Raw genomic sequence first — 15958 nt, 5'->3', positions numbered from 1 at the left:
TCGGTCCAAGACATGGCACGGCTGGATTCCATAGCTGGAAGCTATCGTGTCACCATGCAGTTCCAGCAGCTTCAGTACTTCGTCGCCGTGGCCGAGACCCGGCACTTCACCCGGGCCGCCGAGCTGGTCCATGTCGCCCAGCCGTCGCTGTCCCAGCAGATCAAGGCGCTGGAGCGGGAGCTCGGGGCGGATCTGTTCCTGCGGGCGCGCGGGAACATCACGCTGACTGACGCCGGCGAGGCGCTGCTGCCGCTGGCCCGGCGGATCCTCGCGGACGCGGACACCGCCCGGCACGAGGTGCAGGAGCTGGTGCAGCTGCGGAGCGGGCGGGTGCGGCTGGGGGCGACGCCGAGTCTGTGCACCGGGTTGCTGCCGGACGTGCTGCGGGCGTTCCACGACCGGTATCCGGGGATCCAGCTGCTGATCGAGGAGAGCGGGTCCCACGACCTGGTACGGGAGCTGGCGCGCGGGGCGCTGGACCTGGCGCTCATCGTGCTGCCGCTGCCGCCGGCGTCGCCCGCGCTGACGACCGTGGAGCTGCTGCGGGAGGACCTGGTGGTGGTGTCCTCGCCCGAGGCGACGGCGCCCGGGCGGGGGCGCGGTGGGGTGAGGATCTCCGACCTGGAGGGGGAGCGGCTGGTGATGTTCCGGCACGGGTACGACCTGCGGGAGCTGACCGTCGCGGCGTGCCGCTCCGCAGGGTTCGAGCCGGGGTTCGCCGTCGAGGGGGGTGAGATGGACGCGGTGCTGGGGTTTGTGCGGGCGGGGCTGGGGGTGGCCGTGGTGCCCCGGATGGTCGCCGCCCGGTCGGGGCGCGGGCTTCGGGTCACTCCGTTGGCTCGGCCGGGTCTGCACCGGACCATTGCGTTGGCGCACCGGAGTGACGTGGCGCCGCCTCGGGCCGCTCGGGAGCTCCAGAGGATGCTGTTGGAGCGGTGAGAGTGCCCGTCGGCGCCGTTCTGGTTGATCACCGGTGGGGGCGCAGGGTCGTGCGTGGATGGTCGCGCAGTTCCCCGCGCCCCTTTGGGGCGCTCAACCTGTGGCGTCTACCAGGGCCAGGTCGTGCAGGCGCTCCGGTGGGCCCGGGCGGGCGTAGTACCAGCCCTGGGCGGTGTCGCAGCCGAGTATGCGGAGTTGTTCGGCCTGGGCGCCGGTCTCCACGCCCTCCACCGTGACCGCCAGGTCCAGGCTGTGGGCGAGGGTGACGATGCCCTCCACGATCTTGAGGTCGACCGGGTCCGCCGGGAACTGCTGCATGCTCTGGGTGAAGGAGCGGTCCAGCTTGAGGATGCTCACGGGCAGGCGGCGCAGGTTCGCGAGGTTCGAGTAGCCGGTGCCGAAGTCGTCCAGGGCGATGTCCACGCCCATCTCGGCGAGGCGCCGCAGGGGTTTGAGGAGGTCGTCGTCGGCGCCGATGAGCGCGGACTCGGTGACCTCCAGGCAGAGGGCGTCCGGGGCCACCCCGGTCCGCTCCAGGATGTCCACCGTGTCCTGGACCAGGCCCGGGTGGGAGAGCTGGCACGGGGACAGGTTGACGTTGATCCGCAGCGGACCGGCGCTGTCGTGCTCGCCGTAGCGTTCTCGCCACTCGCGGGCCTGGCGGATCGACTCCTCCAGGACCCAGCGGCCCAACGGGACGATGAGCCCCGTGTGTTCGGCGAGCGGGATGAACCGGTCGGGGCCGAGGACCCCGTGCTGCGGATGCAGCCAGCGGACCAGGGCCTCGGCGCCGCGGACACTGCCGTCGCCGAGGTGGACCAGCGGCTGGTACTCGATGAAGAACTCGCCCCGGTCCAGGGCGGCCGGCAGCGCCGTGGTCAGGCCGTGCCGGGTGATCGCGCGGGCGTCCGCCTCCGGGTCGGCCAGTTCGAAGCGGTTGCCGCCCGCCGACTTGGCCCGGTACATCGTGATGTCGGCGCTGCGCAGCACCTCGGCCGGGGTGCGCTCGCCGGCCGGACCCTCCACGATGCCGATGGAGCCGCGGACCATGAGTTCACGGCCGTCGATGCTGATCGGGGTGACCAGGGCGTTCATGATGCGGTCGGCCAGGTCGTCGACCTCGCGCTGGGTGGCCGGCCCGGTGGTCAGGGCCACGAACTCGTCGCCGCCGAGCCGGGCGACCATCTCGCCGGGCGCCGTCGCGCAGGACTGCAGCCGGTCGGCGACCTCCACGAGCAGCCGGTCGCCGGCCGAGTGGCCGAGGCTGTCGTTGATGGTCTTGAAGCCGTCCAGGTCGAGGTAGCACAGGCCGAAGCGCTGGCCCTCGCCGGCCGCCAGGGCCTTCTCCAGGCGCTCGAAGAACAGCGTGCGGTTGGGCAGGCCGGTGAGCGCGTCGTGGGTGGCCTCGTAGCGCAGCCGGAGGTTGAGCAGGCGGCGCTCGGTGGTGTCCTCCATGAGGGCCAGCTGGTACTGCGGCTCGCCGTCCGCGTCCCGGAGCAGGGAGACGGTCAGGTTGGTCCACAGGACCGTTCCGTCGGAGCGGTTGAACGCCTTTTCGACGTGGTAGTGCTCGCGTTCGCCGCGCACCAGCTCCTCGTAGAGGCGCCAGGTCTGCGGCGCGTCCTCGGGATGCGCCCACTCCACGACCCTGCGGCCGCGCAGGGTCTGTTCGGAGCCGCCGAACATGCGCAGCAGCGCGCCGTTCACCTGGAGGACGTTGCCTTCGAGGTCGGCGATGCCGATTCCTATCGCCGCGCCCTCGAAGACGGCGCGGAAGCGGGCCTCGCTGGCGTGCAGCGCCTGCGCGACCACGCCCTGCGCGCGCAACGCGGCCTGGGCGATGGCCTCCTGCTCGGCCAGCGTGCGCTCACGCAGCGCCTGGGCGAACCCGGCGGCCATCGCGTGCTGGATCCGCGAGGACCGCATCCGCAGCTCGTCCTGGGGGCCGTCCTCGCCGCAGTACAGGACCAGGTACGCGTCGACGCAGTCGAGGGAGCGGGTCAGCGCCTCGGGGTCGGTGCAGTGCGCGTCGATCAGCGCGGCGCCCACCTGCCGGGCCTCGTCGGTGTCGAAGCCGTGCGCCAGCAGGATCTCGCTCAGGCGGCGGGCCAGCGGCAGGAGCAGCTCCTCGAACTCCCGGCGGGTCAGGGACGTCGAGGTGACCGGGAACACCGCCCGGCTCCAGATCGTCGCGAACCTGCGCAGTCTGTCCTCCGGGCCGCCCGGCTCCGCGGTCACGCCGCGATCCCCACGCCGGCGAATCCGGAGAAGGCATACGGATCCTCGTCCTCCGGCGCCGACTCCGGCCGCCAGCGCGGCATCGGCACCAGTCCGGGTTCCACCATGTCGTACCCCTCGAAGAACCGCGCGATCTCGTCGCGCGAGCGCATGATCAGCGGGTTGCGAATGTCCTTGTATACGTCCACCGCGCCCTCGGCCCGCTCGGCCGGCAACGGGATTCCCTCGTACGAGGCATGCGTGAGAACAAGCAGGCTGCCGGGCGCGAGTGCGTCGCGCAGCTGTGCCACTGCCCCGTACGGGTCGTCCGCGTCTTCCACGAAGTGCAGTATGGCAACGAGAAGCAGCGCCACTGGCCGATTCAGGTCGATCAGGTGCTCCACCTGAGGGCTGGACAGGATCTCCTGGGGCTTGCGGAGGTCGGCGGCGACCACGTCCGCGTCCTCGTTGCCCGCCAGCACGGCGTTGCTGTGCGCCACGGCCACCGGGTCGTGGTCGACGTACACCACGCGGGCGCCGGGGTGCGCCGCCTGCGCGACCTCGTGGACGTTGCCGAAGGTGGGGATGCCGGAACCGATGTCCAGGAACTGGTCGATGCCGGTGGCCACGGCGTGGCGGACGGCGCGGCGCATGAAGGCGCGGTTGGCCTGCATGATCTTCGGCAGGCCGGGCAGGTGGGTCATCGCCTTGCGGGCCGCTTCCCGGTCGACCTCGAAATTGTGCGAACCGCCCAGGTAGTAGTCGTAGATACGCGAAACGCTCGGCACCGAGATGTCGATGCTCCGTGGGGCCCAGGCGGGACGCTCCATGTGTCTCTCCAAGACTGAGACGATCCGGTGTTCGAGCTGAGGCTACTGATCGCCTGCGAACAGGGGTAGCCGAAACGGAAATTGACCATCCGTTCCCGGTCACCACCTGGGAATTCGGTGTTCGATTTGGGGCGCGTTCGGTTTGTTCGTCGGGTGCGGGTGATTCGTGGTTGCTCGCGCCCACGCGGCGGAGCCGCACATCGATACAGCCCCGCGCCCCTTCGGGAGCGCTTCACCTCTGGACGCCAAGAAGCCCGCCCCCTCCGTGCGGTGTGGAGGGGGCGGGCGGTCGTGCGCCGTTGTGTGTCGTCGTCCGGGACTCTCGCTAGCTCGGCGCGCCGACCAGCTTTCCTTCGGGCGAGACGGCGTACCAAGTGCCGCCGACGCCCTGGCCGTTGGTGTCCCCTGCCTTCGTGTCACCGGAGAAGGTGTAGATGGGCCAGCAGTTGACCGTCTGCTGCTTCTGGCCGTTGTCGGGCCGGGTGAAGCCCATCAGGCCCTTCTTCACGATGCCCTTGGTGTCGTCCGAGGAGACCTCGGCCACGGCCGGCCACTTGGTCAGGCAGTCGCCCGTGCAGTTCGAAACGACCTTGGGCCATGCCTTGTCCTTGATGAAGCGGTAGACGGTCATGCCGTTCTTGTCGACGACGATGTCGCCGAGCTTGGCGTCCTTGCGGACCGACAGACCGGGCAGGGCGGCCAGCGTGGCCTTCTTGCCGTCGGGGGCGGTGGCGAACCACTTGCCGCCCACGCCCTGGCCGTTGACGTCACCGGCGTTGACGTCCTTGGCGTAGCGGTACATCGGCCAGCCGGCGACGGTCAGCTGCTTGGTGCCGTCGGAGCGGGTGACCTCGCCGAGCAGCGACTTGTCGATGCCCTCACCGGCCGAGGCGTCGTCGGCGGGCACCGGCGGCCAGGTGGTGGCGCAGTCGCCGTCACAGTTCGACTTGGGGGGATTGGCGGTGTCCGCGTCGAAACGGTAGAGGGTGAGGCCGCTGCCGTCGGTCAGCACCTTGCCCAGGTCGGGGTTGGTGGCGACGGCCAGCTTGCCGGCGGGGGCGACCGCGGCCGGGGAGCCGGAGGCCTGGCTGCCGTCGGCACCGTAGCCGTTGCCCGCACCGGTGGAGGCGGAGGGGTTGGTGATGCTGCCGATGCCGGCCGGCGCCGTGGCGCCGACGTTCTGGGCCGCCGAGGACGGAGTGGTCGGGTTGCTCTGACCGCACGCCGTCGCGAACACCATCACCCCCGCGGCCGTGGCCACCATCGAGGCGCTCCTCCACGAGGTCTTCATCGTCAACTCCCCATAATCGCCTGGTTATTGCAGCGCCTCTGCGCCGCCGCACGACACCAGGTACGGATGCCGGGGGCCGAAGTGTTCAACGGGCGCACAAATTTCTTTCGGGACACCGTGGCCGCGGACCGCGTCCCGCACAGGCGTACGCTTCGAGCCATTCGCGGTGCGATGTGATTCAAACCGGTTTACGTCACATGTACCCCGTTCGGGCCAATCATCCGGTACTCCGGCGTGCGACGGCGCCCGACGCCTCATGATCTCCGTCGTGCATGCACCCGAAGCGACCAGACTCGCGCCCGTCCCAAGGGTGTTGGCCCTGCTGACGCTGACGTGGGCCCTGGCGGGCTGCCCGGTCGGCACGGCGTCGGCCGACGCCTGCGCCTCCGCCTCGACGGGCCCCGACGGCATCCACGCGGTGGCCGTCGCCGGGGACTCCTGGCCCAGTCCCCCGCCGTGTCCGGCGCCCACCCCGCCGCCCTGCCCCACGCCGTCCCCGACGCCCACGCCGACCCCCACCCCGCCCCCGAAGCCCCCACCGAAACCCACGCCGACGCCGAAGCCGCCGCGCACCACCCCGCCGGCACCGCGCCCGGCGCCACCGCCACCACCCCGGCGGGCGCCGGCCCCGAAGCCCACCCCCACCCCGCCACCGGCACCGCGGCCCGGGCCGAAGCCGACGCCGACCCCCACTCCGTCGCCGAAGCCCACCCCGCGGCCCTCGCCGACCCCGGTGACCTACCCGCCGTACCACGTCCAGTCGACCGGTGCGACGGCCCCGAACCGCACCTCCCCGGTCACCTACGTCCTGCTCATCGCCGTACCCGCGATCATCGCCGTCGCCGCGTTCCGCGCGCGCTGACGGCCGGCCCACTGATTCCTGGAGGCTTCCGTTGCCGGATTGGCTTGTTCTCGTCCTCGCGATGCTCGCGGCCGTCGCCGTGGTCGTCGTCATCACCCTCCTCCGCGACAAGAGGGCGGCGGAGGACGAGGATCCCTCCGAGACGCCGGACGTCATCGAGTACATGACCATGTGGATCGGCGTCATCTACGCCATCGTCCTCGGTCTGGCGGTGGCCGGGGTGTGGGAGGCCCGCAGCGCCGCCCAGGACCATGTGCAGGCGGAGGCCCAGACGCTGCACGAGATCTACGAACGGGTGCGGGTGTATCCGCCCGAGACGCGTGACCGGATCCGGGCGGACGTCGACGCCTACGTCGCCCAGGTCGTCGACAAGGAGTGGAAGGAGATGGCCGCCCACGGCCGGCTCTCCCAGCACGGCGCCGAGCTGCTCGCGCAGATCCGTCAGGACGTCACCGACTACGAGCCGAAGACCGACTTCCAGGCGCAGGCCTACCAGCCGCTGGTGGACCAGGTGGCCGCCCTCGACCAGGCGCGCAGCGCCCGGGCCGACTCGACCGGGGCGACCATGCCGAACGTGGTGTGGATCGGGCTGCTGACCGGAGCCGCGATCACCATCGGAATGGTCTTCGCACTGCAGATCAGGCGCACCCGGCGCGAGCTGATCCTCGCCGGCCTGTTCTCCGCGACCATCACCTTCATGCTGTTCCTGATCTGGGACTTCGACGAACCGTACAGCCGGGGCATCACGGCGACGGCACAGCCGTTCCTGAACCTCTTCCCGCACATCAGGGGTTAGGTGACGCCCCGGGGGACACCGCACCGTGCCACGCCGCCGGCGTCCCCCGGACGGCCCCGTTCTCTCCCCCGTTCGCCCTACAGCGTTCGCGCGCATGTGCGGAGGTTTCTAGCGTTCCGATCATCGAGGTGCATTCCCGGCACCGGCGGAACAGGTCCGCATGCCGCTCCTCGGGGACCGGAGGAACCACCATGCGCGCGATACGCGTTGCTTCGGCCGCACTGCTGGGCCTCGGCGCCCTCACCCTCTGCGCTCCGGTCATCCTCGCGAGCGACACCGGCGGCGGGGGCCGGGACGGTCGCCAGTCCTTCGGCTTCCGGGTCACGCCCACCACCGTCGCGGCGGGCGGCCGGGTCAGTCTGCACCTGGACCGCGGCAGCGGCTGCCGGGGCGCCGCGACGGTCACCTCGGGTCTCTTCGACACGGTCCGCATCCCGTCGGAACGGGACTCGGTGACGGCCACGGTCGACCGGACCGCGCAGTCGCAGGCGTCCTACCGGGTGACGATCGTCTGCGACGGCACGAGCGCCTCGACGGAGTTGGCCATCGCGAGCAGCACGTCGGCCGGACACGGTGACGGGCACCCGGACGGGACCAGTGCCGGCGACGGGCGCACCGACGCGCGCGGCGAGAGCGACAGCAGCGGCAACAACAACGGCAACAGCAACAACAGCAGCAGCACGGACAGTCGCGCCGACAGTGCTGCCGCCGGCGGCACGGACAGTGGTGGTTCGGACAGCCGCCAGGCGCTCAACCCGCAGCCCCTGCCGCCCGGGCGGGGTGTGCAGGCCGGTGAGGGCGGCAGCATCGACGGGTTCGACCTCGAGGAGATCGGCCTCGGCGCCGCGCTCGTCGTGGGGTCGGTCGGTTCGGCGTACCGGCGCTCTCGCAGGCACGCCGACGAGGACGGCGCCTGAACACCGTGCGGCCGGGCGGCCCGGTGCCCCGGTCCGCCGCGGGACCGGGACACAGGCCCGCCGGATCAGAGCCGCTTCTCGCTCCGGCGGCGCAGCCAGAATCCGCAGCCGGCGAGCACGGCCGCGCCCACCAGGCCGCCGCCGATCGCCATGTCCGCCGGGGTGGCCCCGCTGGAGACGCTGCCGCCGAACCCGCCGTGCACCCCGCCGAGCACGAAGAACGCGTCCCGCCGGAGCAGGGTGCGCCCGTCGCAACGCACGGTCAGGTCGTACGGGCCGGGGCTGGCGTTCCGGTCGATGGTGGCGACACCGCGGGCCATGTCGCCGCCGAACGGGAACAGCGATGTCGTACGAAAGGCGCGGGAGGTCATGACGCCGCTGCGGCAGTTGTTGACGGTGACGGTGATCCGCTGGCCGGTGGCGATCGACCGGGGCTGGACGTCGATGTCACGCCCGTCGTCACCCCGGCCGCCGAAGTTGTCGAAGCGCCCCTCGTCACCCCGGCCGCCGAAGTTGTCGAAGCGCCCGTCGCCACCCCGGCCGCCGAACTCGTCCCTGCCCCGTCCGCGGTTGTTGTTGAAACGCCCGTCGCCGAACCCGCCCACCCCGTATCCGGGGACCACGACGCCGGGGACCGCGACCCCGGGGACCACTCCGACACCACCGACACCACCGACACCGCCGATACCGACACCGCCGACACCGGCCCCGGGGGCGACGCCCACCCCGCCGACCCCGGTCCCGGGGGCTACGCCCGTTCCACCGACGACCGGGGCCTGGGTGTTGGGCGGGCCGCCGGGGTTGCCCAGGTCGTCGGCGACGGCCATGGGGGCGGCGGCGCCGAGAACGGCGACCACTGTGCACGCGGCCGCCAGCGCACGTGAGTTTCGCATCTCTTCCTCCGCGGAAGGCGCCCCGGGAACGGTCCCCGGTGGATCGGCGAGAAAGCACCTCCCGAATAGACCCTCAGATGCCCAGAACACGCCCGCATTTCGAGAATGGTCCGTCCTGGTGAGGGGACACGCCGAACGAAAAGCGCACAATCGGATATTGCCGCAGGTCACGGACCGTCAGAAAAAACCTGAGAACGGCAACTCGGATGGCGCACCGGAATACGCGCGGGCCACCCGTTCGCCCGTCGCCCCGTCGCCGCACGCGCGCGGGGGACTTAGCTTTTTCCCATGCGCGATAGGGACCCGAGGGCGGCCGCGTCGAGAGGGGATGGCGAATGTCTGCGTCCGAACTTTCCGAGGTGGCCGAAGAGGAGGAGCGGCGGAGGAAGCGTGCCCCCTGGGGCGTGATAGCGCTCGTTCTGCTGACCGGTCTGGCACTCATTCGGAACGGTTCGGGAGAGTTCGACGTCGGTCCTCCGCAGCCGGCCTCGGCCGCCGCCCCCGACAGCCGTACCACGGTTCCGGGGACCTTCGCCACGGCGCCCGCCGCGCTGCCGTTCGCCGCGGCGGACCGGATCAGGATCCCGGCGATCCGGGTCGACGCTCCGGTGATGCCGGTGGGTCTGGACACGGACGGCTGGATCGCGGCGCCGCCGCCGGACGACCCGAATCTGGCCGGATGGTTCACCGGGGGTGTCTCGCCCGGGGAGAAGGGCACGTCCGTCGTCGTGGGCCATGTCGACAACACGAAGGGCCCGGCGGTCTTCTACGGGCTCGGTTCCCTGAAGAAGGGCAACCGGATCGAGGTCGACCGGCAGGACGGCCGGACGGCGGTGTTCGAGATCTACGGAATCGAGGTCTTCGCGAAGGCCGGCTTCCCGGGCGACCGGGTCTACGGTTCCAAGGGCACACCGGAGTTGCGGGTCATCACCTGCGGCGGCGGTTTCTCGAAGCAGAACGGCTACGACGGGAACGTGGTGGTCTTCGCCCGCCTGGTCGAGGCCCGCTGAGGCCACCACCGGGCGGGCGCGGGCCCGTTCAGGTCCGGCGGCGCGGCACGGTCAGGCGGTAGCCGTTGTCCAGCAGATAGGGCAGGTACTCGCGCAGGGCCTTGACACTCTGGGAGCGGTCGCCCCCGGCGTCGTGGGAGAGGACCACGACACCGGGGGCGGCGCCGTTCTCGATCGTGTCGACGATGGTGCGGGTGCCCGGTTCGGTCCAGTCGGTGCTGTCGACGGTCCAGGCCATCGGCTCCATGCCCATCTCGGCGCCGAGTTGGAAGGCCGCACGGTTCCAGGCGCCGTAGGGGGCGCGGAACCACTGCGGGCGTTCGCCGTAGGTGTCCTCGACGGCGTCGCTGGTGCTCGTCATCTCGTCGCGGATCTCGCGGCGGTTCAGGGTGGTCAGCAGCGGATGCGTCCAGGTGTGGTTGCCCACGACGTGGCCCGCCTCGGCCATCCGCGCGACCAGCTCCCGGTTCACGACGATGCACTCCCCGCACAGGAAGAACATCGCCCGCACGTCGTACTTGGCGAGGGTGTCCAGGATGTGCGGGGTGTAGTTCGGGTTGGGGCCGTCGTCGAAGGTGAGCATCATGCGTCTGCCGCTTCGGGAGATCTCCGTGATGGGTTCCTTGCGGACCTTGAGCTTGCGCGGCGCGGTGGACGGCGGGCCGTACCCGGTGAGCGGCTGGAGCCGGAAGGCGGAGGACTTGAGCGCCGGGCGGGCCTGCGGTCCCGCAGCCGGGAAGGCCCCGCCGGCCGTGTCCTCGGCGCTGCCCGCCAGCACGATGCCCGCGGTTCCCGCGGCTCCCAGTGCGGCGCCGCCGGCGAGCAGCAGCCGGCGACGGGTGAACAACTGATCCTTCTGCATGACTCATGAGTCGCCCGGCAGGACTCCGGCGCAGCACATCAACACCGGTGCGGCGGTGGGAAAGCACCCGCACGGACCAGCAACAAAAGGTTTCGGTAAGAAAAGGCCAAAAAACATCAGCGGCGGCGGACGAGGGGGAAGGGGAGCGTCTCGCGGATGGTCAGGCCGGTGAGGAACATGACCAGCCGGTCGACGCCGATGCCGAGCCCGCCGGTGGGCGGCATCGCGTATTCGAGGGCGTCGAGGAAGTCCTCGTCGAGTTCCATCGCCTCGGGGTCGCCGCCGGCGGCGAGCAGCGACTGGGCGGTGAGCCGGCGGCGCTGTTCGAGGGGGTCGGTCAGTTCGGAGTAGGCGGTGCCGAGTTCGGTGCCGAAGGCGACCAGGTCCCAGCGCTCGGCGAGCCGGGGGTCGGTGCGGTGCTGCCGGGTGAGCGGGGAGACGTCGGTGGGGAAGTCCTTGTAGAAGGTGGGCAGCCTGGTGCGTTCCTCCACCAGGCGTTCGTACATCTCGAGGACCACGTCGCCGGGCCCGTCGTCGGCGGTGTACGGCACCCCGGTCCGGTCGCAGTGGCGGTGCAGCCGCAGCAGCTCGGTGCCGGGGCCGATCTCCTCGCCCAGCACCTCGGAGATCGCCCCGTACACGGTCCTGACCGGCCAGGTGCCCGAGATGTCGTACTCCCGTCCGTCCCTGCGGGCCACCGGCGAGCCGAAGGCGGCGGTCGCGGCGCCCTGGACCAGTGCGCGGGTGAGGTCGAGCATCACTTCGTAGTCGGCGTACGCCTGGTAGGCCTCCAGCATCGTGAACTCGGGGTTGTGCTTGTGGGAGACGCCCTCGTTGCGGAAGGTCCGGCCGAGTTCGAAGACTTTCTCCAGGCCGCCGACGCAGAGCCGTTTGAGGTAGAGCTCGGGGGCGATGCGCAGGTGGAGGTCGAGGTCGTAGGCGTTGATGTGGGTGGTGAAGGGGCGGGCGTTGGCGCCGCCGTGGATCTGCTGGAGCATCGGGGTCTCGACCTCCAGGTAGCCCCGGTCCAAGAGCCCCTGGCGCAGCGCCTGTACGACGGTGGAGCGGGTGCGCAGCACGGCGCGGGCGGCGGGGCTGGTGGCGAGGTCGAGGTAGCGGCGGCGGACCCTGGCCTCGGGGTCGGCGAGCCCGCGGTGTTTGTCGGGCAGCGGGCGCAGGCACTTGGCGGTGAGCTGCCAGTCGGTGACGAAGAGGGTCGGTTCGCCCTGGTCGCTGACGCCCATGCGGCCGGTGACGGTGATCTGGTCGCCGATGTCGGTGTCGTCGGTGAACCGGTCGAGCGCGGGTCCGGACCCGTCGCGGGTCAGGGCGAGTTGGCGGTCGCCTGACCAGTCGCGCAGCGTCACGAAGACGATGCCGCCGAAGTCGCGGACCAGCATGATCCGCCCGGCGACGGTGACCGTCTCCCCCTCGCGCACCCCGGCGAGGGCGCGGGGCGGTGCGCCGGCGGCCACCGGGTAGGGGTCGACGCCCGCCGCCCGCAACCGGTCCAGCTTGCGGCGCCGGACCCGGAACTGGTCCGGCAGGCCGGCGTCCGGCGCGCCGGGCCCGGTTCCGTCCCCTCCGTCGACACCGGGCACCGGCGCGGACTGCGGCGCCTCGACGGGCCGCGGTCCGGTCTGCGGGTGCCCCTTTCCCCAGAGTTTGCGCAGGGACGGTACGGAGACGAATCCTTCGGCGATTCCGGAGGCGAGGCCGACCCGGGCGAGGGATCCCGCCTCGCCGTAGCAGAGGAAGCGCGGGTACCACTCGGGGCGGTACTTGGCGTTGGAGCGGTACAGCGCCTCCAGCTGCCACCAGCGGGAGAAGAAGAGCAGCAGCCGGCGCCACAGCCGCAGCACGGGTCCGGCACCGATGCGGGCGCCTTCCTCGAAGACCGAGCGGAAGACGGCGAAGTTCAGCGAGACGCGGCGGACGCCCAGTTTGGGGGCGGCCTCGCACAGGTCGGCGACCATGAACTCCATGACCCCGTTGGGGGCGGTGCGGTCACGGCGCATCAGGTCGAGGGAGATGCCGTCGCCGCCCCAGGGCACGAAGGAGAGCAGGGCGAGCAGCCGGCCGTCCTCTGCGATGGCCTCGACGAGCAGGCAGTCGCCGTCGGCGGGGTCGCCGAGCCGGTCCAGGGCCATGGAGAAGCCCCGCTCGGTCTCGGTGTCGCGCCAGGCGTCGGCCTTGTCGACGACCTCCTCCATCTCCGTCTCGGTGAGGGTGGCGTGGCGGTGGATGCGGCAGGTCGCGCCGGTGCGCCGGACCCGGTTGACGGCCTGCCGGGTGACGCGCATCTCGCGGCCGCCCAGGTCGAAGTCGGCGACGTGCAGGATCGCCTCGTCGCCGAGTTGCAGGGCGCCGAGCCCGGCGCGGACGTAGGCCCTGGCGCCGTCCTCGGAGGCGCCCATCACCGCGGGCACCCAGGCGTGCCGGCGCGCCACGTCCAGCCAGGCGGCGATGGCGTGCGGCCAGGCCTCCGGGTCGCCGACGGGGTCGCCGCTGGCCAGGCAGACGCCGGCCTCGACCCGGTAGGTGACGGCGGCCTTGCCGCTGGGCGAGAAGACCACGGCCTTGTCCCGCCGGGTGGCGAAGTAGCCGAGGGAGTCCCGGTCGCCGTAGGCCCTGAGGAGGGCACGGATGCGGGCCTCCTCGTCGCCGTGCAGGGCCGCTTCCAGGCGCTGTGAACGGAACAGGGCGGCGGCGGCGTTGAGCAGGGCCAGGGCGCCGAAGAGGCCGAGGAGGAAGGAGACGAAGCGGGGCGGCCGGCCGGCGTAGGTGCGGACGGAGACGAGTCCGCCGCAGACCCGGTCGGCCGCCCAGGCCAGGTGCTGGCCGTGCGGGAGCGAGCCGGGGAAGAGCGAGACCAGGCCCCAGCCGGCCAGGATCGCCACCAGCAGGCCGATCAGCAGGACGGCGAGGGCGCGGCGCACGGCGGCTCTCCGGGAGGCGGCGTAGAACTCCCGGCGGGCCACGATCAGCAGGGCCAGGGCGAGTCCGCAGACCACCAGTGAGCTGAACGGGTACCAGCCGAAGCCGAAGGCGACGGTCAGGACGTCGGCCAGCACCAGCAGGCCGAGGTAGATCACCACCAGCCACCAGGCGACCTTCTTGCGGGCGGCGGTGGCGCCGCCGAGCAGGAACAGGAAGACCGCGTAGGCCAGGTTGGGGCTGACGGGCACCACGACGGCGTCGATGAAGTGCACGACGGGGTGGAGCAGCACGCGCAGCGGGGCGATGAAGGAGAGCAGGGCGCACAGCAGGGCGAGGGCGCCGAAGAACGTCCCGAAGGCCTCCGGCACCCACGTCAGCCGCCCGCCACGGGGCGGGCGTATCGGGCCCGCCGGCTCCCTGCCCGTGGCGGGCTCCACGGCGGCACTCATGTCTCCGACTGTAGGAAGGCCCAGCCCGACCCGCCCGTCGAGCGGGTGCGGGCCGGTGGGGGCTGGTCGCGCAGTTCCCCGCGCCCCTGAAAAGCCTGAAAAGCGGGGGGGCTGCACGGCGCCCCGTCAGGGGCGCTGGGGGCACCCCCGGCCGAAGGCCGGGGGAGGAACTGCGCGAGCAACCACCCACGGCCCGCACCCGTACGGCACACGGTGGACCCGGCGGGAGGCCCGGGCACTGACCGGACCTGTGGATTCCGATAGCCTCGGATCGTGGCGGAACAACACCAGTTCGAGCGGGGCACGGACGGCCCCAAGGTCATCGTGGTCGGTATCGACGGCTCGGACTCCTCGTGGCGCGCGACCTCCTACGCCGCGGGTCTGGCCCGGCGGCAGCACGCGCTGCTGGCCATCGTGTACGTCCAGCCGGTCCTGGCGGCCGGCGCGGCGCTCGGGGCGCCGGTGGCGGAGACCACCGACGAGATCGCGGAGGACCTGGTCGCGCAGATCCGGGACGCGACGGAGCGGCTCAAGGGGATATTCGAGGTGCGCTGGGAGTTCCACACCTTCCGCGGGGACGCCTACAGCGGCATGGTGAAGGCGGCCGACGAGCTGAAGGCCGACGCGGTCGTGGTGGGCGCCTCCGAGCAGGCCGGCCACCGGTTCATCGGCTCGGTCGCGATCCGCCTGGTGAAGGCGGGACGGTGGCCGGTGACGGTCGTACCGTAGCGGTCTCCCGCAGGAGCAGCAGCGGGGTCGCCAGGAGCAGGATCCCGGCGAGGGCGATCGCGGTGCGCGGGCCGGTGAGGCTCGCCAGCAGGCCCCACAGGGCGGTCATGGCGGCCGTGGTGGCCTTGCCGGTGACCGACCAGGCGGACAGGGTGCGGGCGACCCGGTCGTCCGGGGTGTGCTCCAGGCGGCGGGTGGCGTACACCGGGCTGTAGACGGCCGAGCTGGTGATCACCCCGAACTCCAGGGCCATCACCAGCAGCAGCCCGGGCAGCCCGGGCCCGACGAAGGCCAGCCCGAGCGGCCAGACGGCGCGCAGGGCGCTCGCGGCGCGCAGCACCCGCCACTGCCCGTACCTGGCGACCAGCGGCCGGGCGATCCGGGCGCCGAGGAGACCGCCCAGGCAGGGCACGGCGAAGGCGAGGCCGTACTGCCAGGGGGCGAAGCCGAGCGGGCCGAGCATGAGGACGGCCAGCGGTGGTGCGGCGACCATGATCAGGGCGTTGCCCGCGAGGCTGTTGAAGAAGAGGGGCCGCAGGGCCGGGCTGGTGAGGATGTGCCGCCAGCCGTCGAGCAGGTCGGCGGCGCGCAGGCGCTGCACGTCCCGGTGCGCGGGGCGTGGCTCGCCGCCGCCGACGGCCCGGATGCCGAGAGCCGACAGCAGGAAGCTGACCGCGTTCGCCGCGACGGTCGCCACCGGCCCGAACAGGCCGATCGCGGCGCCGCCGAGGGGCGGGCCGAGGACCAGCGCGGTCCAGTTGGCGGACTCGAACCGGGCGTTCGCGGTGAGCAGCCGGTCGGCCGGGACGAGGGACTTCAGGAAGGCGCCGGAGGCCGCGTTGAAGGTGATGTCGGCGGCCGCGACGACCACCGAGACCAGCAGCAGCTGGCCGAGGCCGAGGGCGCCGAGCGCGTAGGCCGCGGGGACGGTGAGCAGTGCGGCGAACCTGACGAGGTCCATCGCCATCATCACCGGCCGCTTGCGCCGGAACTCCACCCACGGCCCGAGCGGCACCGCGGCGACGGCGCCCACGGCCGGCCCGGTCGCGGCGAGCAGCGCCACCTCCGCGGAGTCCGCGTGCAACGCGATGACGGCGATCACCGAGAACACGTCGAAGGCGAGCCAGGTCCCGAGCGCACTCACCGAGTACGCGGCCCACAGCCACCCGAACCGCCGCCCCATGCACAACCTCCTGTTGACCCGGGACATGAAAACGCGCAGG

The 15958-nt window shown here is 72.0% G+C and carries 13 protein-coding genes; 6 read left to right on the top strand and 7 right to left on the bottom strand.

All coding sequences use genetic code 11. The features are described from left to right. Nucleotides 1-54: 54 nt before the first annotated feature. A complete protein-coding gene (locus ACFY6U_RS24525; protein WP_390041429.1) occupies nucleotides 55-939 on the top strand; it encodes a LysR family transcriptional regulator in 885 nt (294 codons plus the stop codon). Nucleotides 940-1032: 93 nt separating this feature from the next. On the opposite strand, the gene ACFY6U_RS24520 is transcribed toward ACFY6U_RS24525, so the two are convergent. From ACFY6U_RS24520 to ACFY6U_RS24510, 3 genes are all read right to left on the bottom strand, one after another. After that, on the bottom strand, nucleotides 1033-3177 hold the full coding sequence (locus tag ACFY6U_RS24520) for a putative bifunctional diguanylate cyclase/phosphodiesterase (RefSeq protein ID WP_390041427.1): 2145 nt from the start codon (nucleotides 3175-3177) through the stop codon (nucleotides 1033-1035). Beyond that, on the bottom strand, nucleotides 3174-3986 hold the full coding sequence (locus tag ACFY6U_RS24515; protein WP_351502003.1) for an SAM-dependent methyltransferase: 813 nt from the start codon (nucleotides 3984-3986) through the stop codon (nucleotides 3174-3176). Before ACFY6U_RS24515 ends, ACFY6U_RS24520 begins: the two co-directional genes overlap by 4 nt. A gap of 325 nt (nucleotides 3987-4311) precedes the next feature. Next, nucleotides 4312-5277 (bottom strand): SCO0930 family lipoprotein, encoded by a 966-nt coding sequence (locus ACFY6U_RS24510; RefSeq protein ID WP_390041425.1) that lies wholly within the window; start codon nucleotides 5275-5277, stop codon nucleotides 4312-4314. Nucleotides 5278-6010: 733 nt separating this feature from the next. On the opposite strand from ACFY6U_RS24510, the gene ACFY6U_RS24505 reads away from it, so the two are divergent. From ACFY6U_RS24505 to ACFY6U_RS24495, 3 genes are all read left to right on the top strand, one after another. Then, nucleotides 6011-6139: a hypothetical protein gene (locus ACFY6U_RS24505; protein WP_351715123.1), complete on the top strand. Its 129-nt coding sequence runs from the start codon at nucleotides 6011-6013 to the stop codon at nucleotides 6137-6139. Nucleotides 6140-6170: 31 nt separating this feature from the next. Next, nucleotides 6171-6935, top strand: coding sequence for a DUF4239 domain-containing protein (locus ACFY6U_RS24500; RefSeq protein WP_390041423.1), 765 nt, complete (start codon nucleotides 6171-6173; stop codon nucleotides 6933-6935). A gap of 191 nt (nucleotides 6936-7126) precedes the next feature. Continuing rightward, on the top strand, nucleotides 7127-7852 hold the full coding sequence (locus tag ACFY6U_RS24495) for a hypothetical protein (RefSeq protein WP_390041421.1): 726 nt from the start codon (nucleotides 7127-7129) through the stop codon (nucleotides 7850-7852). 65 nt (nucleotides 7853-7917) lie between these two features. Here ACFY6U_RS24495 and ACFY6U_RS24490 read toward each other — a convergent pair whose 3' ends face one another. Beyond that, nucleotides 7918-8745, bottom strand: coding sequence for a hypothetical protein (locus ACFY6U_RS24490; protein WP_390041420.1), 828 nt, complete (start codon nucleotides 8743-8745; stop codon nucleotides 7918-7920). 335 nt (nucleotides 8746-9080) lie between these two features. On the opposite strand from ACFY6U_RS24490, the gene ACFY6U_RS24485 reads away from it, so the two are divergent. Further along, on the top strand, nucleotides 9081-9755 hold the full coding sequence (locus tag ACFY6U_RS24485; RefSeq protein ID WP_351501991.1) for a class F sortase: 675 nt from the start codon (nucleotides 9081-9083) through the stop codon (nucleotides 9753-9755). Nucleotides 9756-9783: 28 nt separating this feature from the next. On the opposite strand, the gene ACFY6U_RS24480 is transcribed toward ACFY6U_RS24485, so the two are convergent. Together ACFY6U_RS24480 and lysX are read right to left on the bottom strand one after the other, a co-directional pair. Further along, the gene (locus ACFY6U_RS24480; protein ID WP_390041418.1) at nucleotides 9784-10617 is read right to left on the bottom strand and encodes a polysaccharide deacetylase family protein; all 834 of its coding nucleotides are present in this window, start codon (nucleotides 10615-10617) and stop codon (nucleotides 9784-9786) included. A gap of 116 nt (nucleotides 10618-10733) precedes the next feature. Continuing rightward, nucleotides 10734-14006: a bifunctional lysylphosphatidylglycerol synthetase/lysine--tRNA ligase LysX gene (lysX, locus tag ACFY6U_RS24475; protein ID WP_390041416.1), complete on the bottom strand. Its 3273-nt coding sequence runs from the start codon at nucleotides 14004-14006 to the stop codon at nucleotides 10734-10736. 273 nt (nucleotides 14007-14279) lie between these two features. On the opposite strand from lysX, the gene ACFY6U_RS24470 reads away from it, so the two are divergent. Then, on the top strand, nucleotides 14280-14735 hold the full coding sequence (locus tag ACFY6U_RS24470) for a universal stress protein (protein WP_390041414.1): 456 nt from the start codon (nucleotides 14280-14282) through the stop codon (nucleotides 14733-14735). Here the strand turns inward: ACFY6U_RS24470 and ACFY6U_RS24465 are convergent. Continuing rightward, a complete protein-coding gene (locus tag ACFY6U_RS24465) occupies nucleotides 14671-15918 on the bottom strand; it encodes an MFS transporter (RefSeq protein ID WP_390041412.1) in 1248 nt (415 codons plus the stop codon). The genes ACFY6U_RS24470 and ACFY6U_RS24465 overlap by 65 nt on opposite strands. Nucleotides 15919-15958 lie beyond the last annotated feature (40 nt).

The organism is Streptomyces sp. NPDC013157 (assembly GCF_042899865.1).
In the GTDB taxonomy this organism is placed as follows: Bacteria; Actinomycetota; Actinomycetes; order Streptomycetales; family Streptomycetaceae; genus Streptomyces.
This window is presented reverse-complemented; position numbering and strand designations above follow the sequence as displayed.